The 24553-nt window shown below is 38.3% G+C and carries 23 protein-coding genes; 3 read left to right on the top strand and 20 right to left on the bottom strand.

Annotated features, from left to right (window positions below; all coding sequences use genetic code 11):
- Nucleotides 1–114 precede the first annotated feature (114 nt).
- Complete coding sequence (locus tag HCB49_RS03255; protein ID WP_185604098.1) at nucleotides 115–1176, top strand: DUF3829 domain-containing protein; 1062 nt, start codon at nucleotides 115–117, stop codon at nucleotides 1174–1176.
- Here HCB49_RS03255 and HCB49_RS03250 read toward each other — a convergent pair.
- Nucleotides 1166–1834, bottom strand: coding sequence for a class A sortase (locus HCB49_RS03250; RefSeq protein WP_185604097.1), 669 nt, complete (start codon nucleotides 1832–1834; stop codon nucleotides 1166–1168). The two genes, HCB49_RS03255 and HCB49_RS03250, sit on opposite strands and share 11 nt — an antisense overlap.
- 108 nt (nucleotides 1835–1942) lie before the next feature.
- On the bottom strand, nucleotides 1943–2566 hold the full coding sequence (locus HCB49_RS03245; RefSeq protein WP_185604096.1) for a DNA-3-methyladenine glycosylase: 624 nt from the start codon (nucleotides 2564–2566) through the stop codon (nucleotides 1943–1945).
- A 258-nt stretch (nucleotides 2567–2824) separates the two neighbouring features.
- Between HCB49_RS03245 and ltaS the strand changes: the two genes are divergently transcribed.
- Entirely contained in the window at nucleotides 2825–4786 is a 1962-nt protein-coding gene (gene ltaS / locus HCB49_RS03240; protein WP_185398845.1) for a lipoteichoic acid synthase LtaS, read from the top strand.
- 33 nt (nucleotides 4787–4819) lie between these two features.
- Here the strand turns inward: ltaS and HCB49_RS03235 are convergent, their stop codons facing one another.
- The 17 genes from HCB49_RS03235 to HCB49_RS03155 form a co-directional block, all read right to left on the bottom strand.
- Complete coding sequence (locus HCB49_RS03235) at nucleotides 4820–5476, bottom strand: TetR/AcrR family transcriptional regulator (protein ID WP_185604095.1); 657 nt, start codon at nucleotides 5474–5476, stop codon at nucleotides 4820–4822.
- Nucleotides 5477–5497: 21 nt separating this feature from the next.
- Entirely contained in the window at nucleotides 5498–6613 is a 1116-nt protein-coding gene (locus HCB49_RS03230; protein WP_185604094.1) for an ABC transporter permease, read from the bottom strand.
- Entirely contained in the window at nucleotides 6613–7335 is a 723-nt protein-coding gene (locus tag HCB49_RS03225; RefSeq protein WP_185604093.1) for an ABC transporter ATP-binding protein, read from the bottom strand. Before HCB49_RS03225 ends, HCB49_RS03230 begins: the two co-directional genes overlap by 1 nt.
- Nucleotides 7336–7450: 115 nt before the next feature.
- Complete coding sequence (gene coaA / locus HCB49_RS03220; protein ID WP_185390991.1) at nucleotides 7451–8371, bottom strand: type I pantothenate kinase; 921 nt, start codon at nucleotides 8369–8371, stop codon at nucleotides 7451–7453.
- 88 nt (nucleotides 8372–8459) lie between these two features.
- Complete coding sequence (locus tag HCB49_RS03215) at nucleotides 8460–9299, bottom strand: TIGR03943 family putative permease subunit (protein ID WP_185552717.1); 840 nt, start codon at nucleotides 9297–9299, stop codon at nucleotides 8460–8462.
- 18 nt (nucleotides 9300–9317) lie between these two features.
- Nucleotides 9318–10352 carry a permease gene (locus tag HCB49_RS03210; RefSeq protein ID WP_185604092.1) on the bottom strand — a complete coding sequence of 345 codons (1035 nt, stop codon included), beginning with the start codon at nucleotides 10350–10352 and terminating at the stop codon, nucleotides 9318–9320.
- Nucleotides 10353–10473: 121 nt separating this feature from the next.
- Complete coding sequence (locus HCB49_RS03205; protein WP_185604091.1) at nucleotides 10474–12045, bottom strand: Vga family ABC-F type ribosomal protection protein; 1572 nt, start codon at nucleotides 12043–12045, stop codon at nucleotides 10474–10476.
- 290 nt (nucleotides 12046–12335) lie between these two features.
- Nucleotides 12336–14234 carry a BglG family transcription antiterminator gene (locus tag HCB49_RS03200; protein WP_185604090.1) on the bottom strand — a complete coding sequence of 633 codons (1899 nt, stop codon included), beginning with the start codon at nucleotides 14232–14234 and terminating at the stop codon, nucleotides 12336–12338.
- A 71-nt stretch (nucleotides 14235–14305) separates the two neighbouring features.
- Nucleotides 14306–15757 carry a glycoside hydrolase family 1 protein gene (locus HCB49_RS03195; protein ID WP_185604089.1) on the bottom strand — a complete coding sequence of 484 codons (1452 nt, stop codon included), beginning with the start codon at nucleotides 15755–15757 and terminating at the stop codon, nucleotides 14306–14308.
- 11 nt (nucleotides 15758–15768) lie between these two features.
- Complete coding sequence (locus tag HCB49_RS03190) at nucleotides 15769–16119, bottom strand: PTS lactose/cellobiose transporter subunit IIA (RefSeq protein WP_185552721.1); 351 nt, start codon at nucleotides 16117–16119, stop codon at nucleotides 15769–15771.
- A 14-nt stretch (nucleotides 16120–16133) separates the two neighbouring features.
- Entirely contained in the window at nucleotides 16134–17402 is a 1269-nt protein-coding gene (locus HCB49_RS03185; RefSeq protein WP_185604088.1) for a PTS sugar transporter subunit IIC, read from the bottom strand.
- A gap of 4 nt (nucleotides 17403–17406) precedes the next feature.
- A complete protein-coding gene (locus HCB49_RS03180) occupies nucleotides 17407–17712 on the bottom strand; it encodes a PTS sugar transporter subunit IIB (RefSeq protein ID WP_003732400.1) in 306 nt (101 codons plus the stop codon).
- A 142-nt stretch (nucleotides 17713–17854) separates the two neighbouring features.
- Nucleotides 17855–19321, bottom strand: a complete 1467-nt coding sequence (locus HCB49_RS03175; RefSeq protein ID WP_185604087.1) for an NAD-dependent succinate-semialdehyde dehydrogenase — start codon at nucleotides 19319–19321, stop codon at nucleotides 17855–17857.
- A 202-nt stretch (nucleotides 19322–19523) separates the two neighbouring features.
- Nucleotides 19524–20336, bottom strand: coding sequence for a formate/nitrite transporter family protein (locus tag HCB49_RS03170; protein WP_185480230.1), 813 nt, complete (start codon nucleotides 20334–20336; stop codon nucleotides 19524–19526).
- A gap of 114 nt (nucleotides 20337–20450) precedes the next feature.
- Nucleotides 20451–20954 carry a GyrI-like domain-containing protein gene (locus HCB49_RS03165; RefSeq protein WP_185604086.1) on the bottom strand — a complete coding sequence of 168 codons (504 nt, stop codon included), beginning with the start codon at nucleotides 20952–20954 and terminating at the stop codon, nucleotides 20451–20453.
- 83 nt (nucleotides 20955–21037) lie between these two features.
- Nucleotides 21038–22141: a DUF1648 domain-containing protein gene (locus HCB49_RS03160; RefSeq protein ID WP_185604085.1), complete on the bottom strand. Its 1104-nt coding sequence runs from the start codon at nucleotides 22139–22141 to the stop codon at nucleotides 21038–21040.
- 2 nt (nucleotides 22142–22143) lie between these two features.
- On the bottom strand, nucleotides 22144–22536 hold the full coding sequence (locus tag HCB49_RS03155; RefSeq protein ID WP_185604084.1) for a GntR family transcriptional regulator: 393 nt from the start codon (nucleotides 22534–22536) through the stop codon (nucleotides 22144–22146).
- Nucleotides 22537–22676: 140 nt separating this feature from the next.
- On the opposite strand from HCB49_RS03155, the gene HCB49_RS03150 reads away from it, so the two are divergent.
- Nucleotides 22677–23813, top strand: a complete 1137-nt coding sequence (locus tag HCB49_RS03150) for an AI-2E family transporter (protein WP_185480234.1) — start codon at nucleotides 22677–22679, stop codon at nucleotides 23811–23813.
- 42 nt (nucleotides 23814–23855) lie between these two features.
- Here the strand turns inward: HCB49_RS03150 and HCB49_RS03145 are convergent, their stop codons facing one another.
- The gene (locus HCB49_RS03145) at nucleotides 23856–24530 is read right to left on the bottom strand and encodes a histidine phosphatase family protein (protein ID WP_185572728.1); all 675 of its coding nucleotides are present in this window, start codon (nucleotides 24528–24530) and stop codon (nucleotides 23856–23858) included.
- Between the last annotated feature and the right edge of the window lie 23 nt (nucleotides 24531–24553).

The following is a 24553-nucleotide window of genomic DNA, read 5'->3' as shown; positions in this document are numbered from 1 at the left end:
AAAGTAAACCTCCTTTATATGATACAACATTTACAATAAAAGGAGAAATCATCCAGAAAAAATGCTACACTTAGAAAGCACCTTTTTAAATTTACAGATGAGGATGATCAACTATTGAATTATTTTAAAAAGACAGGCCTATGTTTACTCATTATCGCGCTTTCCGCTAGCTTACTGGCTGGTTGCGGTAGTGATAAAAATGAAAATCCCACAACCGATAACGGCTTATATACGAAAGAAGAATTAGTAAAGTACAACGATTATGTAAAACTAAGTAACGCTATTAACTATGATTTTGTAACCGCACGAGCGAATTATTTTAAAAGTTACTCCGCTGACAATAGTGAGTTTAACACACCAAGCAATAACGACATCTTAACACCTATTAGAAATCCCGCTGAAACAACCAATGCCCTTATGGCGATGAAAGATTCCGTGAGTAAAACACCATCACTTCCCATGGATAAAGATTTTAAGAAACTTTCCAGCGAGCTAACTAATGAAATCCACATACTAAATGAATTACAAACTTACTTCACTGCTAAAAGTTATTTGGATGATAATTTTGCCAAAGCTGCCACACTTCATAAAGAATTAACCAAATCCATCCAAAATTCGAACAAAGAAATACAATCATTCAATGAAGAAATGCAAAAACTAAACGCCACACAACAAGCTTTCGCAGCAAAAGCAATGGAAAAATCTGGCAGTCTGACATGCCTTGCCTTGAATAATTTTATTTCGGCTAGTGAAAATCTAATCGCTGAACTACGCAATCAACAAATAGATGCAACTAACGTAACGGAGCTAGACATCGCCGCTTACGAAAAACAATATACTAATTTAACAAAAACTTATGAGGCATTCATCAAAGCAAGCACAGATGAAACGCAACTAGAAAAAGAACAATTAACAAGTAATGACCTTGTTTTCTTAGTAAAAAAAGTGACTAGCACTAAAGCAGAAGCGACGTTACTACTTGACCGCGCGAAAAAGAAACAAGCTATCCCTGAAGATGAGCTGAAAAATCCTATCTTTATTAAAACAATGGAAGGCACACCAGAAAAATTACTAAAGAAATACAATGATTTAATTAGTGATTATAACACCTCGCTTTCTTTCCATAAAAAATATCCCCGCAGAATAAATTCTGTGGGGATTATTTTTATTTACTAGGGAAGTATTTATCCTCTAGTTCTTTTGTTAGTTTTTCGGTTTTCTCTAGTTCACCTACGACAACAAATCGTTTCGTTGTTTCGGTTGGTTTATCACATGTAATCAGTGTCACTCTAGCGTCTTTTGTATTGTCAATAACGCTTACTTCTGTTTCATCAATTGTTTTTGTTTCCGTCACTTTGTATTCATATAAGTTCTCAAGATCTGTTAGGTAAATCTTATCGCCTTGTTTGACTTTCATGATTGGGCCGAATAACATCGACTCATTGCGCATATGGTGTCCCGCGAGCGGATAATTACCTTTTCCCATAACTTGATCAGAACGCATAGTTGTCGCACCAGCAAGCAAGTTAGCTGTATTTGTTCCTTTGAATACGAGTAGGCTCACATCAACAGATGGAACGGAAATTGCACCAACAACAGCATCTTTGTCATAATTCGCTGCTCCTTGAAGAACAGACGTCATAGATGGTAGTTGTACACTTTCAAAATCAAATGTAGCGTCTTTTTTATTATTTTTCTTTATATCTGATGCATTATATTGCTCGATCGTTTCATGTCCACTCATGTATTTCACGATACCATTTTTGATGAATGGGGAAAAAATTAATAGTAAACCGATGATTAAAATAATTATTGCGATTGTTTTCTTTAACATATAATTCCTCCTTGTAACTATTTCATTATATAGTAGCTCTCCCTTTGAAGCAAAGAAAATTAGCAACTTGATCGAAGTATTTTCTTCACCTGTGACAAAATTGTAAAGTTACTCCCAAATTCGGGGCAAAATACTACTTTTTCGCTGAGCAGAAATATAGGGACTTCCTTTCGCTGTGAACCTAAGTGGATAATGGGTTGCAATTCCTTTGTTTGGCACCCCAATTCGATTAGTTGCTTCTATTATATGCGGTGTTTTTGCTTCTTCTATCCAAATGTTACTATCAAAAAGAGTTTTCCCGTAATCTTGCATACTTAATCCTAATGCTTGCGTTAATTTTCCGGGGCCGTTTGTTAGTTCACGACCAGTTTTTCCGTGGCGATGGCATTCCATTTGTGCGCGGGACTCTTCGTCAGGTTCTATCGCACGAATGAGAATGGCTTCTGGGATACCTTTTTGCATGGTGATGAAATTAAGTAAGACTTGACGATGCATTTGGTACATATAGATTGTGCCGGGCGACTCGAACATTACTTCGGTTCTTTTCGTTCGAAGATTTTGGAAACTATGTGCCGCCATGTCAGTTGCTCCGAGGTAAGCTTCTGTTTCTACAATCAAGCCAGACAGTATGCCACTACTTGTTTGATGTACGAGGCGCATACCAATAATATCCCTTGCGAGTTCAATTGTCGTCTTCTTTTCGAAAAAATCTTTCGTAATAATTGTCTTCATTTTCTACCTCAATGTTTTCTTTTTATTTTAGCAGAATTCTATTCCAAATGGTTCTTTTTTGACTAGTTATATCCGCCTATTTCCTAATAAATCCTACTTCAGACGGATAGGTTATAGCTTGCCTTTTATTAATCTTGTGTTAGAATTATGTTAAAGTGGGTGCTGTATGACATTGTTTTTTTACATAGTACAGCTGCTTTTTTCATTTCAGGAAAACAACAAATAAAACGAGTAAATAGTGTGTAGGAGAGGTGTTTCATGAAGGATTGGAAAATAAAAATCCAAACGTTTTTAAGCAAGAATTATGGATTTTTTGTTCTAGCCGTCATTCTTTATTGGCTAAAAACGTATATTGCATATCAACTTGAATTTAAACTTGGCATAGAAAATCTTATGCAGCAAATTTTGCTGTTCATTAATCCATTAAGCGGGGCCATTTTCTTTATCGGTCTTGCCCTTTTTGCTAAAGGACGTCGTTCATTCATTTGGATTATCGTTATTGACTTTTTAATGAGTTTCATTCTTTACGCAAATATTGTTTATTATCGATTCTTTAGTGATTTTATTACGCTACCGAATCTAAACGCAAAACAAATGCAAAACATGGGCGACATGGGAAGTAGTATCACAGCGTTACTCAGCTGGCACGATATTATTTACTTCGCGGATATTATTATTTTAATTGCACTACTAGCTTTCCGCTTTGTAAAACCAGACAAAACAGCCCGCATTCGCGCGAGAAAAGTAGTTGGTGTTCTAACACTTGGTATCGCGATGTTCTTTGGTAACTTAGGACTTGCAGAAATTGATCGTCCACAATTACTAACAAGAACCTTTGATAGAAATTATATTGTTAAATATCTTGGTATGACTAACTACCAAATCTATGACGCAGTGAAAAGCACCGAATCATCTACCCAGCGTGCACTTGCTGATAGTAGTGATGTTACAGAAGTTTTAAACTATACTAAATCCAAATATGCCGCGCCAAACCCGGAATATTTCGGCAAAGCAAAAGGCAAAAACGTCATTTATATTCACTTAGAAAGCTTCCAACAATTCCTAGTGAATTACAAACTAAATGGAGAAGAAGTAACGCCGTTTATTAACTCTTTCTTTAAAGATCAAAATACGCTAAGCTTTACAAACTTCTTCCACCAAACTGGTCAAGGTAAAACAGCTGACTCTGAAATGCTACTTGAGAACTCGCTTTATGGCTTGCCTCAAGGTTCTGCCTTTACTACTAAAGGGCAAAACACGTATGAATCTGCATCAGCTATTTTAGGTCAACAAGGTTATACGAGTGCTGTATTCCACGGTAACTATAAGAGCTTCTGGAATCGTGATGAAATTTATAAACAATTTGGTTACGATAAATTCTTTGATGCTAGTTACTACGATATGAACGAAGCTGATGTTTCTAACTACGGACTTAAAGATAAACCATTCTTTAAAGAATCCGAGGAATATCTATCGTCCTTACAACAGCCGTTCTACACGAAATTTATTACATTAACGAACCACTTCCCATATCCAATCGATGAAAAAGATGCTACAATTGCTCCGGCAACGACTGGCGATTCATCTGTAGATACGTATTTCCAAACAGCTCGTTATTTAGACGAATCTGTGAAAAGCTTTGTTGATTACTTGAAGAAATCTGGCCTTTACGATAACTCTGTCATTATCATGTACGGTGACCATTATGGTATTTCCGATAACCATGAAGAAGCAATGACGAAAATTCTTGGCAAAGATTACAACACTTTCGAAAATGCTCAAGCGCAACGTGTTCCATTAATGATTCACGTTCCTGGTGTTCAAGGTGGCGTTCAAGAACAATACGGTGGTCAAGTTGACTTACTTCCTACATTACTTCACTTACTTGGTGTTGATAATAAAGAGTACTTGCAATTTGGTACAGATTTACTTTCTAAAGATCATAAACAACTGGTTCCATTCCGAAATGGCGATTATATAACCCCTAATTACTCGATGATTGGTGGTAACATGTATAATCAAAAAACAGGTGAACCAATTGCTACTGAAACACAGGAAATGAAAGAAACAAAAGAAAAAGTTGCGAAAGAATTAGAGCTTTCCGATTCTGTACTACAAGGCGACTTGTTACGTTTCTATGCTCCTGATGGTTTCCAAAAAGTAGATCCAAGTAAATACAACTACAATAAGAAAAAATCAACTGATTCAACGAATAAATAAAAAAAATGAGTCCAGAATATCTGGACTCATTTTTTATTTGGCTAATCCTCGCATAATATACGAAACGGTATCATCAATTTCTTTTGGGTCATCCCAATTAGCATCTGGCATAACAACAAATCTAGTTAGCATAAAACCAACTATATTAGTAATAAGCGCCCGCATAATCGTGCTATTTGGCATATCGACTATTTCGCCACGTTCTTTATAAAAATCAATCATTTGGTCAAATTGCCCTTTTACATGGGTCATAAAAATTTCCGAAAATTGCACTCTCAGTTCATCATGGTAGAACAACTCCATAAAGTAAATTTTGATGACCTTGCCATTTTCTTTAGCAAATTCAAAGCGGTTCACGATAATTTCGCGAATAAACGACTGAAAATCCGGATATTCACTTTCAAAAACTTCTTTTACAAAGCTTTGGGCTAAAAATGGTATCACTCCACCAATGAGCGTAGGCATCGTGATTGCCATTAATAAATCTTTTTTCGTTTTATAATGTCTAAAAATGGTTCCTTCAGCGACTCCTGCTTTTTTCGCAATTTCGTTCGTAGACGTTCCAGCATAGCCTTTTTCAGCAAATAGTTCGATGGAAGCTGCAACAATTCGTCGTTGTTTTTCGCTCATCTTAGTTTCTTTTTCCGTTAAATCAAGCATTTGACGGATGATATCTCCTTCTGCACCCACGTGGTATCTCTTCCTTTCCAGTTAAACTTTCCGATATTTTTTTAAAGCAAAAATATTTAATACGACGAATACGAGCACAAATCCTAGTAAAATGTAGAAATCATTCGCGAACGCAGCAAATCCTTCCCCTTTTACCATAATGGACGTTAATGCATTGGCGCCGTAGTATAATGGCATAATGTGTGCAATCCAAACGAGCCAATCCGCCATACCATCAAGCGGGAAAATCCCACAGAATAGTACTTGTGGCACGATAACGATAGGAATAAACTGAACGATTTGGAATTCATTATTCGCAAAAGTGGAAAGTAAAATTCCTAGTGCCAGCGAAACCATTCCAAGTGTTAGGGTAATTAGCAAAACATAGAATAGTGAGCCGTTTTGCATCATGCCGAGTACTTGAATGGAAAATACGGCGACTAAAATGGACTGCAGTAAGGCAAAAATACCAAAGCCAATCAAATATCCTAGTTCTAATTCAATTCGTTTAATTGGTGTTGCCATCAGTCTCTCAAGTGTTCCAGTTGTTCTTTCGCGTAAGAACGAAATCCCGGCGATTAAAAATACAAAGAAGAAGACAAAAAAGCCAATGAAAATCGGGCTAATGGTGTCGAAAAAGCTTGTATCCTTGTCTCCGTATACGTAATCAGTTGAAATCGTTAGCTTTTCAGGGCTTTGTGTAAGCGTTGGGATAGTACTTGGATCAATTCCAGCTTTGGCGAGTGCTTCTCCGGTTGCTTTTGCTTGATTTTTCACTTGTGTTTGTTGTTCAACCATCAATGCTTTTTGTAGTTTTAAGCCGATTTCTTTGCTTAGGCTTGGTTCACTATTTTCATAAGTTACCTCGATTTTATCGCCACTTTGTTGGAAAAAGGCGTCCAAATCAGCAGCTTTAATTTTATTGGTGGCATTGGTGTTTTCCGCGTAGGTTTTAATGGTGAGATCATTTGCTTTTAGTTCTTGAACCATGGAATCACTTAGTCCGCTTACACCAACGACGGGTTTGACTGTATCCCCTTCAAATAAGTAGGTTAGCAAAGTGATAAGTAGCAGTGGTGCGAGAAACATTAAAGCGAGTGTGCGCTTGTCACGGCGAAATTGGTTGACGATTCGTTTGACGATGGCAAGTATTCGCATTAGTTCTTCCCTCCAAACTCTAAAAAGGCATCTTCTAGTTTACCGGATGTGGTTTTACTTGAGAGCTCCTGTGGGGTCCCTACGGCGATTATTTTTCCATTTCTAATCATTGCAAGTCGATCGCATTTTTCGGCCTCATCCATCACGTGTGTCGTTACAAGGATACATTTGCCGTTTGCTTTCAAGTCTGCTAGTTCTTCCCAAATGGTTTTTCTTAACTCTGGATCAATTCCGACTGTCGGCTCATCTAAAATAAGGACGTCTGGATCTGCAAGTACAGAAATAGCTAAAGAGAGCCTCCGCTTCATCCCTCCCGAATAATTGGTTACCTTTTTGGTTAAGTCTTGTTGTAAATTAACGAGATTGGCTGCATAGTTCATGCGCTCTTTCTTGGCCGCACCTTTAATAGAATAAAGTGAAGCAAAAAAATCTAAATTTTCTTTGGCGGTTAAATCGGTGTAGAGTGCGTCTGATTGGGCCATATAGCCAATTTTGCTAATGACAGGCAAATTAGGCATTACTTTTCCTAGTACTTCGGTTTGACCACTTGTAGCTTTTTCCATGCCGATGATTGTTTTAACAAGCGTTGTTTTTCCAGCGCCGGATGGTCCAATTAAGCCAAATATCTCCCCTTTTTGTATTTCAAGTGACATATCAGATAAAATTTGTTTCTTGCCGATTTTCACGTCTAAATTCGATACATTGATTGCTATTTCTGACATTGTTTTCCCTCCTTTTCCAAAATGAGTGATTACTCACTTTCCATTGTACTCCGATTTTCTCTAATGTAAAGAAAAAACCGAACGCATCAAGAAGTTTCCTTCTATCCGCATTCGGTTATTTGCGTAAATAAATATCTGAAATAAGGTGATCTGTGCCTTTGTGAAGCACTAAGTCCGCTCGGTATTTTGTTTTCTCGATGTTTTCTTTTAAGTTAACGCCGTTGATTGTATCCCAAACGCCGAGTGCAAATGTTTCGGCTTCTTGTTTGCTAATTTTTGTATATGGGTGGAAATAAGAACTTTCGTCTTGGAAAGCTGTTTCGCGAAGCATGAAGAAACGTTCTAAATACCATTTCTTAATGTCCGCTTCATTGGCATCCATATAAACGGAGAAATCAAAGAAGTCACTTGGAAAAAGGCTCTCATGTTGGTCGGCTTGAAGGACGTTGATGCCTTCTATAATAACGATATCCGGATTGTGCATCATCCGCGTTTCCTCTAAAACATCATACGTGAAATGCGAGTAAAGTGGCACTTCGACATCTTCTTTATTCGCTTTTAAGTCGGTTAAAAACTTGGCAAAACGGTCGCGGTCGTAGCTTTCCGGGAAGCCTTTCTTGTCCATAATGCCGCGCTCTTCTAACACTTTATTAGGATAGAGAAAGCCGTCTGTTGTTACAAGCTCAACTTGTCTTGTTTTGGAGAACCAACGATCAAGCATTAATTTGAAAACACGCGCAGTTGTACTTTTACCAACAGCTACACTTCCTGCTAATGCAATAATAAATGGTGCACGCGATTCTTTTTTCTTTAAGTATTCCATTTTTTCGCCATGAATAAAAATCGCTTCATGGTATTGAATCGCAATTAGTTTTATTAGTGGTAAATAGATTTCAGAGATGTCTTGTAAAGAAATGCGGTCATTTAAACCACGTATTTCTTCCAGTTCCTCTGCAGTTAATATTTGGTCCTTACTCACTTCCAGCTTGCGCCATTCTTCTCGTGGGAAATGAAAGTAGTGGTTGTAATCATTCATTCAATGTTCCATCCTTTTATTCATTCGTGAAAACGTAAACAGCTTTATTTAAGGATAACGCAAGCTGCATAAATCCGCAAGTAGCGATTTAATATTTACGATAGACATAAACTGATTTTGGTTTTGCCACTTCTTTATAGCTTTCTACTTGCACAGATGGAATGTTCATTTTAAAAGGCGAATAGTATTCTTGGGTGATGGTTCCTTTTACGGTAAGCCATGTATCGTTTTTCAAATCAGTCTTTTCGGGCATTTGAACAAGCATTCCGAAAACACCAGAATCAGCGACACAGTGAATAATTCCAAAACGGAACAAGAATAAGTTATTATCCTTGGTGACTTCATCATTATAGACAAACCCAGTAAACTCGATTTGTTTGCCAGTAAACTCCCCTGGGTAATTGTAGAGAATTTCCATCGTCATTAAGTAATTACTATCATTAACTTTGATAGGATTTTGATCGATGATTTCGGCTTTCTCTTTCGCCATCATTTTTTCATAATCGGTTTCTCCAAAATAGCCACTCGTATCTGGTCTTAAAAACTGATTTTGCGCGTATGGGTCATCTCCTGCTGCATTGTTTTTCGGAAAATGGAATCCTTTAGCCGAGACAATGGTTGAATCGAGCGTTGCGACTGGGAAAAGGAAACCAGCAATTAAGGCGTAAGAAAGTAAACCATACACCATGATTTTTTTCCAAATCGTATTTTCGCCGTCATGGGTATGCCCCATATGTTCTGTTTTGGCACCAATATCTTCATCGCGAAAAACCATAATTAGTTGAATAATCGCCAGTAAAAATGCGGCAATCATCGCGGAAAAGGATAAATAAGCGTACTTCATATTAATATATTTACTGATATCACCAGAAATATGTAACTGCATCAAATAAAAACCAAATCCAAATAAAATAAAAACGCGAAACATCTGCTCACCTACTTTCGGTTAAATAACTAGGGCGTATAAAAAGACAACAATCGTTACACTAGTAACAATTAATAAGACAAATTTCGCTTTAAATGCTCCTAACATCATCATTAAATTTTTAATATCGAGCATCGGGCCAAACACTAAAAATGCAACGATGGATTGTGTGGAGAATACGCTACGGAAAGAGGCGCCGATAAAGGCATCTGCTTCAGAGCATAGCGATAATACAAAGGCAAGAACCATCATGAGTAAGATGGATAAAATCGGACCGTGCCCAATGGAAACGAGCGTGGATGTTTTAATGTATGTTTGCATCGCAGCGGCAATTAATGCGCCAAACACGAGATACTTACCAACAGAAAAGAATTCGTCCACGGCATGTTGTACGGTATGCCAGATTTTTTGGCTTAATGTCATTTTTGCATGTGTGTGCTCTTCGCCGTGATGATGGTGATGCGCATGAGCGGCATGAGATGCTTCTGATCCGGCTGTTAGGCCTTGAAAATTAGTTGTGGTACTTTCCGCAGGTCCACCAGCGAGTGCTAGATTCCCGACTGGAACCGCTACTTTTTCACTTGCAGCCTCATATTTTAAAAAGCGGTCTTTCAAGCCTGTTCCTTTATAAAAATAAGCGATAATATTTCCGACAACGAGCGCCACGACTAAACTTCCGGCAACACGCAACAGCGGAACTTCCCATGTACTTCCAAAGGCAACATACGTCGAAAATAATACTACTGGGTTGATGATTGGCGCTGTGAGCATGAAAGCAATTCCGGCGTGTAACGGCACACCTTTTGCAAGTAAATTACGAACGATTGGAACGATTCCACATTCGCAGGAAGGGAAAAATATACCAATAAACGAGCCGACAATGACGGCGAGAAATTTGTTTTTCGGGATAACTCGGGCAATAAATTGTTCTGATATAAACATTTGAATAAAGCCAGCAATAAAAACACCAATTAACACGAACGGCAGTGCCTCAATCAAAATCGAAATAAAAATGGTATTCATTTGTAGGAATGAATCCGGTAGATGACTAAACATGGGATTCCTTCTTTCTGTCCTCTTTTTAATAACTATTTGATTCTAAGCCTATCTTTTACAGAAATCAAGTAAAAGATAACTGACTATATTTTTTGTTTTGCTTGAATAAAAAGACAACAATTTAACTAAATTGTTGTCTTTTTGTGATAATTTCTTGGTAATCTTGTTCGAGCATTGCCTTTTCAGCCGGCTTTAAATTCGGTTGCATTAGCTTCGCGGCTATTTCGGACATGCGCATTTCTAAAATCAATTTATCTTCTTCTGTGATTCGGCTTGGTGCTTTGCTTTCTTCATATTCTGCAAATGTCATGCGATGAAACGTCATTTCGTTATTTTCGATGACGAGCAATTCCTCTGCAACTTGCTTTACAAAGGTTCTGTCATGGGAAACGAATAGAACCGTTCCGCTAAACTGTTTGATTAATGTTTCTAGTGCTTCCATTGCATAGATATCCAAGTAATTGGTTGGTTCATCGAGAATCATGAAATTGGCATCGCTGACAAGGAGCATGCTGAGAAGTAATTTCACCCGTTCCCCACCAGAAAGCATGCTTACTTTTTTTGGCAAATCACTTTCTTTAAAATGCATGCTACCAAGTACTTCTCGGTTCACTTGCTTAGTTTGAACGCTTCTATCTGTGATGTTTTCTAAAAGTGTTTTGGTTAGATCTAAACCTTTTAGCTCTTGGTCAAAATAGGCGATTTTTGCTTGAGCATTGCAAGTGAGCGCTGGGTTCTCTTGGATTATTTCCCTTAAAAAAGTGGTTTTCCCGCTTGCATTTTCACCGATAAGTGCTACTTTGTCACCCGCTTTGATTGAAAAGCCGTTTGTTTCAAAAAGTTTGCGTCCGGCGATTTCGTAGGTCGTTTCTTTCGCGCTTAGTATTGTATTGCCTTTTTTGATTACGCGATTTTCCGGGGTGATGATTTTAATTGGCTTTGTCGTATGTGGTTTTTCGACATTGCCGAGCCGTTCGATTCGTTTTTCTAACGCTTTGATTGTGCTATGTTGTTTCTTTTGTTGCGTGCCTTTGCCGGCTTTAAAGGCGCTGGCTTCTTTATTATTTAGGCGTTTTCCTGGTTTAACAATCCGTCCCGCTTCGATTTCGTGATAGTTTTGAGATGCTTCTAGCTGTTTCTTTTTGTTTTTAAATTCTTTGTAGGCAAGTTCGGCTTGGTTTTCTTGTTGCTCTTTTTGTTCTAAATAGGCTTGGTAATTTCCTTTATAAACGTGGATATTTTGATTTTTAATTTCCCAGATTTCTGTGCAAAGTGCGTTTAAAAAGGCGCGGTCATGAGAAATAATTAGTAGCGCACCGTGAAAATCGTTCCACTGGCGTTCTAAATGTTTTACGCTATCGACATCTAGGTTGCTCGTTGGTTCGTCTGCTAGGAGAACACTTGGATTTTGACGCATCGCATGTTGAATAGCTTTTCTTGTTTTTTCGCCGCCGCTTTTGGTACTTTTTTCGTTAGGGAGTTGTTTAATATAAGCGAGTTTTCCGTGTGTAGTTACACTGCCTGATGTGGCTTCTCTCTCGCCAGCAATTACTTCCATAAGCGTTGTTTTTCCAAGTCCGTTTTGACCGATGATCCCGATTCTTGCTTTCTTGTGGACAAGTAAATGAGGGATTTCGACTAGAGTTCTGTCCCCTACTTCTATTTTTAACTGATTAATTTCGATTATAGACATAAAAAATAACCTCCTGAATATTTTCAGAGAGGAATTCGCGAAGCTACGCCAAAAAAGGCTTAGAGCTAGAGTTATCATGCGAAATGAACATACGAATCCCGTCCGAAAAAATAGTTTCTACCCAACAATTGGATAGCTTTCTTCATTTTTTCATATAGTACAGGATTAGAATTTCATTGGCTTAAGATAACACTCCTTTTCGTTTGATGGTTTTATTATAGCGCAATTTGATCGTTACTTCAACCGAAATAAGCCGTGTACTATAAATACACGGCTAGGATTGTAACTATTTATTCACTTTCTTCAATCATCATTTTTAGTTTTTGGATGAACTCTTCGAAGCTTTCTGCCATGGATAATCGTTTGGCGTTGATTGGTTCGGAAACGATTTCTACAAACTTCTCGAAAAAATCATTGAACTCATTTGCGTCTTTTTTGCTGATAGCGACGAGCGCGATTATTTTTACTTTGACGTCATTCCAGTAAATCGGTTCTTGCAATGTCATTATGGAAACGCCACTACGAAGGGCATCGTTTTTGATAGAGTGAGGGATAGCGATGCCTGATGGGAAACTGGTTGGCGCCATTTGTTCTCTTTTTTCTACTTTTTCCTTAAAATCTGCGGTAACGAAAGCTTGTTTTTCCATTTTAGAAATCATTTGTTCTCTAATTTTTGCGGGTGTGAGTTCTGAGGGGTCGATTTGGTTGGAATAGAGCGCCTCGCCGATGTAGCGGTCGATTTGTTGTCCGAGTATGTTATTTTCGAGTATTTTCTTTTTAGTGCGAATGCGGCTTGTGATTTTTTTGATGTCTTTTGTTGTTAGTAATGGGTGAATGAAAATCGAACCTGCTTTTTCAAGGGCGACATCTCGATTGGTCGTTAAAATGATATCGAAATCTTCTTCGTATGCTTCGTTTTCCATCACTTTTATCGTTGCTTCATTTTCGAATAAGGATTGTAGTTTTTTCAGCATATTTGTTTTTAAATCGTGATAATCGTCGACTAAAATGCCAATTTCCAAGCGAATATTATCGCGGTTTTCACTTTCTAAAAAAGAACCGATATGCAGTGCGATAAAGGAAATTTCGTCTTCGTTAAAATCAATTGCCAGTTTTTCTTGCAATAAGGAGGAAATATAAACGGCGATATCAAATGTGACCGGATAGGACGTTTTAATATCAAGCAAACTTAAATTTCTTGTGTAGGCCTTATAGCGCGAACGATAGTATAAACTTTGAATATGAATAGCTAGTTTGATAAAAAGTTGTTCGTTTTGCAGGTCAATCAGGTAAGTTTCTTCTACGTTTGTGAGGACGATTTTGAGCGCCTCGATGATATTTTTATCAACAAATTGGTCTAATTCGGCTTGATTGGCGTTGGCGGATTGTTCATTTTGCAAGCCAACATATAAAAGCCCTAGTTGCTTCGTTTCAGCTTCTGAAAAATGGATTTGATATTCTTCGGAAAGAATTCCAGCGATTTTTTTCGAGATTTCGTATTCTTTGGAGTGTTTGCGGATGAGTGTTTTTTGCGTTTCGATGAGGGTGTTGCCTTGTTGAATTCGAACGATGCTAATTGCGTAATGTAGCACGATGTTCATCATCGAATATTGATTCGTTGTAATCGATTCGCTCGCTAGGACTTCTTTGACGATGTTTTGCAGTTTGTCGATCGAAACAAATTCAATCATTTCTTGGATGTGGCTTTTGATGCTCTCACGGTAGCCTCCTTCTTCATATAATAAGGAAATCATGTATTTTCTTTTGGCGCGTTCTTTGCCGATTAGTTTTACTTGGTTTTTATCAATAACGATTTGGACGTCCGCTTCTGTTAGTTCACTTTTTAATTGTTGGATGTCTTTTTTTAAAGTGACTTCTGAAATAAATAAAATATCCGCGAGGTCGAATAAATCAACGCCTTTTGTCGAGTTTTTTATGAGTTCTAGTAAAAGTTTGGATTTTCGTTCCGCGGCATCACTTTCTGTTTGGACTTCCGGTTGGATGTTTGGGTTGATTTGATAGCCTTGTTTGGCGGAGTTAATCAAACCTGGTGTCGCTTCATTTATTTTGTAAATATTATTGCGAATGGTTCGTGTTGTACACCCGCAAAAATCTGCTAATTCATTGGAGGTAACCCACTTATTTTCTTGTTTATGCAAATAAGCTAGTATTTCTTTTTGCGTATCCATTTCCTGTTCCCCCTATAGACCGAAAGCCAGTTGTATTAGCTATCAACTACTACAACTGGCACTCTATTACATTAAGCTTCTAAGTCTTCCCCATTAGACTCTATTACTTTTTTATACCATGAAAAGCTATCTTTTTTAATTCTTTTGCCTGTACCGTTTCCTTCGTTATCTAAATCAACGTAAATGAAACCGTATCTTTTTTCCATTTGCGCGGAAGAACAACTAACGATATCAATTGGGCCCCAAGCACAGTATGCGATGATTTCCACACCGTCATACATTGCGCGTTTCATTTCTTTTAAATGGGCGGATAAATAATCAATCCGGTAATCATCGTGGATTTCGCCATTTTCTAATTTATCATACATGCCGAAACCATTTTCAGCGATAATAATTGGTTTATGGTATCTGTCCCAGTACTGCGACAATGCGTTATATAGCCCTTTTGGATCGACTGCCCAGCCCCACGGATTAGCTTTTAAATGTGGATTTGGTGTAATCGATGCGGGATCTAAGTCGTTTTTCTTAGAATCTACCATTTGCGAATAATAATAGGAAAGCGCTAAGTAGTCCATTGTATTTTTTTGCAAAATAACTTTGTCTTCCTCTGTCACTTCAATATTAATATTATTTTCGGCAAAATAGTTCAGTGCATATTGCGGATATTCACCTTGGAATTGCACGTCTGCGAAGAAATATTCCATTCGGTTGCGTTTCATTGCGAGCACGATATCATCTGGGTCGCACGAGAACGGGTAAGCCGTGCAATCAGCCAACATCGTCCCAATCATTAAATCAGGGTTCAGTGCTTTTCCGTATTCGTATATTTTCGCGCTAGCCACAAATTGATTGTGCACTGCTTGGTAAGTAGCGGATAAATAATCATCTACTGCGTCATTTGGAATTGCTGTCGAGTTGAATGGTTCAAATTGGATTAAATTAATTTGGTTAATAACAATCCAATATTTCACTTTTTTATTGTAGCGTTCTAATACAGTTTTGCCGTATTTTTCAAATAAATCGATGACTTTACGATTATGCCAACCGCCGTGTTTTAAAACGATTTCAACTGGAGTTTCATAATGTAAAATCGTAATGATTGGTTCCATTCCAAGTTCGATAATTTTGTCGATGAGTTGGTCATAATATTTTAGCCCCGCTTCATTCGGTTCCTCTTCTTCGCCAGTCGGGAAAATTCGTGTCCAGTCCAGCGAAGTCCGGAAAGTTTTAAAGCCCATTTCGGCAAGCAAAGCCAAATCTTCTGGATAAGTATGATAAAAATCGATTCCGTGGCGTTTTGGATAATAGTTTACTTTATCTTCTATACTTGCTTTAATATCCGCTAAACTTACGCCATTATGTTGTTCTTCGCTAATTTCATCGTTCGTTTTCCCTTTATGATACTTGTGTAAATCTGCTAAACTAATGCCTTTTCCATCTACTTTAAATGCGCCTTCTGCTTGATTGGCGGCAATTGCCCCGCCCCATAAGAAGTCTTTCGGGAATTGATAATTTTCAAACATGCTTATACCTCCTATTTTTTCGTTAGTTCCGTCATTTTCTTAAATAAACGTAGCATATGCTCGCCGATTAATATTTCGCTTTTAGCTGTCATGAGTGTATCTTGCGCGTGGCAAAATAATGTGGAATAACGGATTTGGTTGCCGGATGCTTCTAGTTGTAACGTATCTGTTTGCAGACTATGTGCAATGACAATTTCTTTTTTCGCAGCGGCAATAGATTCCTCAGCCTCATTAAATTCTAGTTCCTCTAAATGATTCAGCCCTTTTACTAAATCATTTCTAGCGTTTCCTGCATGGATTAAAATATTCATCGATAGTTCATTTAAACTATCTGTTTCTTCAACATAGTCTTGCTCTGACATTTTCGTTCCTCCAATCAATTGGTTACCATTTCTTTATCTGCTTCCACTGCGTCTAGCTTTTCTTGTTTGAGTAGTGAGTTATCGTACGCTTTGAAGAATGGCAGGTATACGAGCCATGTGATAACAATAATCGCTAAACAAGCAATGATAGCTCGGAAGTCTTGTGTTGCTAGGTAGGACGTTACTGGGTAAGGCATGTACCATAGCAAGAACGATTGTGTGGGAATGCTTACTAAGTTCATCGACATCACAAAGTAGGCGATGCTTGGTACTAGGAAAGCGTTGATCCACGTTGGAATCATCAAGTATGGGTTAAAGGCAATTGGTGCCCCGAAAAATAATGGTTCGTTGATGTTAAAAATCGATGGGACGATGACGGCTTTTCCGATTGCTTTAAGCTGTAACGATTTACTTAAAATTAGCATCATAATTGATAGTGATAATGTGGTACCTACTCCACCGATGGAAATTAATGCGTATACTGTTTCTTGTGTTGCGATATTGGATGCACTTGCGCCATTTGCTACGGCTTGTGAGTTTTCCGCGAGTCCAGCCATGTACACTGGATAAATCGCTGGCATCATCACCCAACCAGAAATCCCGAATGTATAAAGAAAAGCAGGAATGAATACCGAAAGTACAAAACCTGGATACGACTGTACAATCGAAGCGAGTGGGCTAAATACTGCAACAATCACTTCAAAGAAATCAATGTTAAATTGAACAGTAATTAACCAACCAACAATGAGAATAAATGTAATTGGTAGCAAACTGTTAAACCAGCCGACAACAAAATCTGGAATCGGTGTATCTTCACTGAAAAACGAACGCTTCGCAGCAAAGTTCATTACACAACCAACGAATAATCCGGTTGTGATTGATAAGAACATCCCTGTAGCTCCAAATCTAGATAAAATGAAAACCGCATCGCCATCTGCTGAAATGGTTGGAAATAGTAGCATTAAAAATAATACAAGTCCAGTTGCACCAGAAATTAATTTCTGACTGCTGTTACCTTTTTTCTCCATCAGATAGTATGGGATTAAAAATGCTACGACTAAACCGAACATCCCAAATGAAAAATTACTTATCATCGAAAAATCAGGCATGCCGGGGAAGAAATTTTTAAGTAATGAAACGATGGTGACTAAAGAACCGACAAAAACGAGCGGAAGCGCAGACATAATTGCATCTTGAATTGCTGATACCCAGGGATTTTTAACAACTTTATTTACTTTTGGAGCAAATTTGTTTGTCATAAAATCCATCACTTTGTTGTTCATCGTTTTATCCCTCCATATTTAAAATGAGATCAAGTGCTTTTTCGCCGTTAAGCGTGCCGTATGTTGCTTGTGGAATAATTGATACTAAAACATCTTTATCGGCAACTTTTTGTTTTAAATCGTCTAACATATAAGCCAAATGTGGCCCGATTAATAAATAATCTATTTCATTTATTCTTTCATCAATTTGTGACTCACTTGCAGCTTTCACAGTTACTTGTTCACCGCGTTTTTTTGCTGCTTTTCTAATTGCTGCTGCCATAAAACCACTTGAAGCTCCTGACCCACAAATAAGTAAAATGTTTTTCATTTTGTATCCTCCCTTTCCTTAACTTACTTTTATTATATAAATGACTGAATCCGCTTACAAATATGTTTTTTTCCTACTGGTAGGAAAGCGCGTAAAAAAGAACCCCTCCGCATGGCGCGAAGGAGTTCCTTACTAACGAGTCTTAATCACGATATTTTAAGTTGATGAATTTCACTTGGATGTATTCTTCCATTCCGTAATGGCCATTTTCGCGACCAAAGCCAGAATGTTTAACGCCGCCGAATGGGGTTTCTGGGTTGGAAATAGCAATCTCGTTTGCGCCGACCATTCCGTATTCTAAGGCAGCTCCCACTTTTTCCACGCGTGCTAAATCTTTTGTGTAAAAGTAAGATGCGAGACCAAATTCACTGTCATTCGCCATTTCGATTGCTTCTTCTTCAGTTTCAAAAGTGATAAGCGGGATAACTGGGCCAAATGTTTCTTCATAGAAAATGTCCATTTTACGAGTGACGTTATCTAAGACAGTAGGTTTGTAGAAGTTACCTTTGTCATAGTCTGAGCCGGTTAAGCGACCGCCGCCAGTAAGGACTTTCGCGCCTTTATCTGTAGCATCTTTAAGTTGTTTATTGATTTTATCAATCGCATCTTCGCGAATAAGTGGACCGACATTCACATCTTCTAAACCGTTGCCGACTTTTAATTGCTCTACTTTTGCGACTAGGGCTTTCGTGAATTTGTCTTTGATTTCTTTGGCGACGAAAATCCGATTTGGAGACACGCATACTTGACCGTTGTTGCGGAATTTAGCTGCGACTAAATCATTTACGGCTGCATCAAGGTTGGCATCGTCAAATACGATAAACGGCGCATGCCCACCGAGTTCAAGCGAAATTTTCTTCAATGTGTCGGCGGATTGTTTAAATAGCGTTTGACCGACTTTGGTAGAACCTGTGAACGTTAATTTGCGGACATCATCGCTATCTGTTAATGTTTCGCCGATTTCTTTCGAGCTACCCATAACGATATTTGCGACACCTTTTGGCAAGCCTGCTTCTTCAAAAATTTCAAAGATTGCGAGCGCCGAAAGTGGTGTATCGCCGGAAGGTTTTAGCACGATTGTATTACCAGTTGCAAGTGCCGGAGCAAGTTTTCGTGTCACCATGCCTCCCGGGAAATTCCACGGAGTAATTGCAGCGACTACGCCAATTGGTTGTTTTTTGACGATAAAGGCATGATTATTCGGAGCTGGAATCGTTTCGCCATATAATCGTCTTGCTTCTTCTGCCGCAAATCGGAAGTTTTCTGCACCAACTAGGACTTCTCCTTTAGATTCTTTTAGCGGTTTACCTTGTTCAAGTGTCATAATTTTTGCTAACGTATCTGCTTTTTCTTCCATTAAATCCGCAATTTTGTGTAATAATTTGACGCGGTCTGCTAGTTCCATTTTCGCCCAGTCCGGAAAGGCGTCTTTGGCGGCCTTGATTGCTTGCTTCGTTTCGGCTGGTCCTGCTTGAGCGATTTTCGCAATAACGTCGCCGGTTGCTGGGTTGACGATATCTTTTGTTTCTTTGTTATCTCCATCTATCCATTTTCCATTAATAAATAATTTGGTTTGAACTTTTGGTAATGCTGTTTCTTTAATACTCAAAAATACCACTCCTCCATCAAATTTTCTGCCGATGCTTCGTGCTGCTTATATTAGTGTTTTCCACAAATCAAAAAAACTAATCAGGATTTTAGGCAAATGACTTCTGAAAAAAGTGCTTCTATCCCGGCATGATAGGACTGAGAAAGTATTTAAATTTTTTATAAAAAAAGCTAGTTACACGGAATGCAACTAGCTTTTTTGCTTAATTTTCTTCAATTGGTTGATGGATTTCTTCTTTTACTGTTTTCGGTGCGTTTTTCTTATAGGCAAGGAAGTAGAACAGGCTGACGAATACCGCTCCACCAACGACATTTCCTAAATAAACGGGGATGACGTTCCAAATAAAATCTGCCCAGGAATAGTAGCCAGCGAAAATCGCGGCTGGAATGATAAACATGTTGGCGACAACGTGCTGGAATCCGATAGCAACAAAAGCCATAACCGGGAACCAAATACCGAGAATTTTCCCAGCGAAATCTTTGGCAGCGTAACAAAGCCAAACAGCAATACCTACAAACCAGTTACAACCAATACCAGAAACAAACGCAACCCAGAACGGATCATTAATTTTTGCACCAGCTGTGGCAATGGTTTTCGGTAAGAAATCGCCTTCTGTTAAACCGACGAAATGCCCAAAAAAGTAAGCGACGAAAAAGGCCCCGACTAAGTTCATCACGGACACAATCGCCCAATTTCTAAGTAGTTGTTGGAAGGAAATTTTTTTGTCATACCAAGCAATCGCTACGGCCATCATGTTGCCAGTGATTAATTCGCCTCCACCTAGCAAAATGCAAACAAGTCCAACTGGAAAAAGACTCGCGCCAATCAGCGTTGCAAAACTTCCCCATTCGTGAGGCATAGTTCCTACTGCACGTATGTATAATAAGTAACCAAGCGAGATGAAAGCTCCACCTAAAAAGCCTAGCAATACAAGTGTTAACGTACTTGAATTTGCTTTTTGGGTTCCTTTTTCAATGGTAATCTCTGTTACTTCCTGCGGGCTGTAATATCCCACATGAATCCCTTCCTTCTTGTTAAAATAATCACAAAATAGCGTACTTATTATAGCACACTCAAAAACAGCTTGCTAGTATAAAAAAGCCCAGAACAAAAGTCCCAGGCTCGCATTTTACATATGAAGTTCTTTAACGACAGGAATTCTAATTTCAACACTCGCCTTATCGTCCGCATTTTTTGTATATAGTTCCAATTTAAATGGTAATGGGTCAAATACAGGATTGTTCGCTGTAATGTAAGGTTTGTAGTTTTTTTCTTGAATCGCTCTGGCAATTTCTTCGTAGCTTTCGATTATGTCTGTGTCAGGGATATGCTCAGCTACAAAATAGGTATGCGCTGGCACTTCAATCCATTCGAGCGGTTCTTTTAAATTTGGGTACTTTTGTTCTACCGGAATAACCGAATAATGCGTTATCCCATCTTCAATATTATGAACAGAAATTCCATAAAATGTTTCTTGCTCGGAAAAGTCGTCCAAGTCTTGCGCAAGTTGGAGCATTTCTTGGAAGGTTTTTCTAATCTCTGTATGGAGTGCTTCTGTTTTAAGACCTTCTTGGACGAGTGCAATACCAGTGAATCCTTCCCATTCCTCTAGTCGCTTCAATCTAATCGCCATGATTATCTACTCCTTTAGCAAAGCATACCACGCCAGACCTGTTCGTCTGCATAACATATGGTAAATACCCCACTCAGAACAAATTAAAACAAGACACTAATTAAAATGATTGCCGCAATAATAATAACAAAAGATAACCAAGCAACTGGACGAGCTGTATTAATCGTCCAACCAATCCCAAAGCGTTTTTCTACAAACAAAGCTGGATCGTTTCGGTTAAAATAAATGACCCCCGCTTTCCAAAACGCATCATCGTCGCGAATCGGTTTATTTACACCATCAGGTTGATCAGCAAATTTCAGTCTACTACCGCCCTGTCCTACTTTTACAGCAAGTAATACAGTACCGAATAGAATTAAAACGACCATAATAATCGTCGCTGTAATCATCCATTCAGCTGGAAGTGAAAGTAGCATAACGACTTGTATCACTAGAAAATCAATCACCATAATTGTGCACATGATTAACATTGCTTTACTAGAAATCTGTCTAAATAACATATTCCGTTTTAAAGAATCCGTCGGGTTTTCATTTTCCACGGTTTGTTTACTTCGGGCAATCACGAAATTAATAAAGATAAATAAGCCAATCATGCCGAGCTGCATCATCGGTAAAAGTAATGCCACCCTTGGTGATTTGGTCACCGTATTCGTCACTGCGCCGGTCATATCAAAATGAATCGGAAAAGCTGCTGGTGCTACTGGATAAAAAACAGCTGTAATCGCCAGTGTAATAATAAATATTAATAACGGCACAACAAACCAAGTATATGAGATAACCATTTTTCTACGATGAAAACTCGTATCTACCATAATAATAGCATTGGTCGAAATTTCTCCTGCCTCTATTTTCTCTTTTTTCCACTGTAAAGTTGTTTGGTGGAAGCGATAATAAATGATAAAAGATACGATTAATTGGCCAAACATTGAGACGATAAAGATGCCCGCTTGGATGTTTTCGCTAGAATGAAAGCCTTGAATAAGCGCGATACCAATAATCGCCACGAACACGGTCCATAAAACGACTTGACCAACGTATTGTTTTTTTAAACGCGTCAATTCTGCATTCCGATTAGCACGTTCGCCAACATTGACACCAAAACATTCTGATTTCCTTATTACAAAAGGGGTGATTGCTTGCAGTGAAATGATTGCAATACTAACAAAAATATAAATGATGATTTCCATCTCTACTCCACTCTCCGTCCATGCATTTCGTCAAAAATTGCTTTACTTACTTCGAGCCACTTCTCTTCAGACACGCCGCGAACGACGGATTCAGCGATAAGCGGTCTTAGCTTTGTTTGTAATTTCATAAAATAGTGTTCGTCCGCCTTTGCTACCCCGTCCGGATGAATAACGACCCCTTTTTGACGGTGGATTTGAATCAATCCTTCTTGCTTTAAAATCTGATACGCTTTATTTACTGTATGAAAATTAATGCCGATATCTGCGCCGAGACTTCGAACAGAAGGTAATTTATCTCCTGGTAAAAGTTCCCGTTTTGCCATACCTTCAATGATTTGATTACATATTTGTGTATAAATTGGCTCGTCTGACTGAAGATCAATTGCGAGTAGCATAGAAACACCTCTTCTCTAACTGTTATATATATTGTATAACACATATACTTCCACGTCAATACTACTAATTCAGTGGCTATTTAAAGCAGTTAATGGTACTATAAAAATTATCAATAATGTTTTAGAAAGAAGGGAAAAATTTGAAGTTTTCGCGTTTTCGAGATAGTAAATTATTTTTTTGGACGATCGAAATATTAGCTGTTGTAGCAATATTGTTCGTATTATTGCAAATGAAGTACATATTTTCACCAGTAGGCATTATCGTTTCCACGCTGTTTATGCCGATTTTAGTAGCAGGATTTCTATTCTATTTATTTAATCCGCTCGTGTTATTTTTGGAAAAAAGAAAAGTGCCTCGGCTTTTAAGTGTTATTTTAATTTTCATTGCCTTTATCGTGCTGATTGTACTAGCGGTGATGCAACTTGGACCAACACTTGCAGATCAAGTTACAGAATTGGCCAAAGCTATTCCGGGCTATTGGCAAGATTTCGAGAAATGGTTACAAAGCTTCTCTAACAACCCAGCATTCCAAGGGGTGGATATAAAAGAAGAGCTTTCCAAACTAAATATCTCCTTACCAAAAATTATGTCAGTTGTCGTTGATGGTGTTGCTTCTAGTTTTGGAGCGATTATCTCGTTCGTCTCTGGCTTTGTCATGATCCTTGTAACCGTACCTTTTATCGTCTTTTATATGTTTAAAGATGGTCATAAATTTGTGGAATCCTCTGGTAAATTTTTCCCAGCAGGTATTCGTTCTGAAGCAAAACAAATTATTAAAGAAATGAATAAAACAATTTCTACTTATATCAGTTCACAAGCAATTGATTGTATGTTTGTTGGTTTATTTACATTTATTGGCTATTTAATTATTGGTCAACCGTATGCCCTTCTTTTCGGGTTCATTGCTGGTGCGACGAATATTATTCCTTACCTTGGACCTTTCCTTGGAGCAGCTCCCGCGGTTATCGTGGCACTATTCACTTCTCCAGTCCAAGCTTTACTAGTTATTGTCGTTGTAACAATTGTTCAACAAATCGACTCTAACTTACTTTCTCCATACATTATGGGTAAATCACTATCGATTCACCCACTAACTATTATCATTATCTTAATTGTTGCTGGAAACTTAGCAGGAATTTTTGGAATGATTTTAGGTGTTCCACTATACGCAGTTGTGAAAACAATTATCGTTAACGTAAATCGTTTAATTAAATTGCGGCGAGGTCAGCTGGCGATTGATAATAATCTTCCTGACCCGGATATACCGAAAGAATAAAAAAACGAGCTTTGGGAATTTGCTTCCTAAAGCTCGTTTTTTCTATGCTTTTTTAAAATGAGAAGTATCATTTAAACGTTCTAATTTGAATAAGCCATTTTCGTAAGCTAATACAGTAACACTCGCGTTGTCGAGGATGACTGCTTCGTCCATTGATGGTTCTAGTTCGTGGACGATGTTACGAATAGTATTTCCGTGAGCGACGATAAGGACGTTTCCGCCAGTTTCACGGTGACGATTGATAACGTGTAAAAAGCCTTGTTCTACGCGTGTCCAAAATGTCATGAAATCTTCCGCATCTCCGGTTGGGTCAGCGGCTTTCGTACCGTTCATTGTTTCGCGCACATCGGCTTTTTGGAATAATTCGTCTTGGTTCGCATATCCCATATGATGCGCAATCTCATTCCATGCAACATCACCTTTTTCGCCTTCGTAGGAACCGAAGAAAGTTTCCCGAAATTCGCTTAATGGTTCTAGTGTTAAACCAAATGCGTGTTTATTTTCTTTTAGTAAGTGTCCCGCAGTTGCGATTGTGCGGTGTAAGTCGCTTGAATAGGCTGCTACGAATTCCGTTTCCGCAAGTCCGCGACCACTTTCTTTGACTACTTCAATGCCTTCTGGTGTGAGTGGCGTATCAGCCCAACCTTGCATACGTAAATTTTTGTTTAAATACGTTTGACCATGTCTTACAAAATAAAGTGATAATTTTTTTCCCATTCCCTACTTCCTCCTCCATCGTT

It is taken from the genome of Listeria cossartiae subsp. cayugensis (assembly GCF_014229095.1).
In the GTDB taxonomy this organism is placed as follows: Bacteria; Bacillota; Bacilli; order Lactobacillales; family Listeriaceae; genus Listeria; species Listeria cayugensis.
The sequence above is the reverse complement of the archived record's forward strand: the minus strand, read 5'-3'. Positions and strand labels throughout refer to the sequence as shown.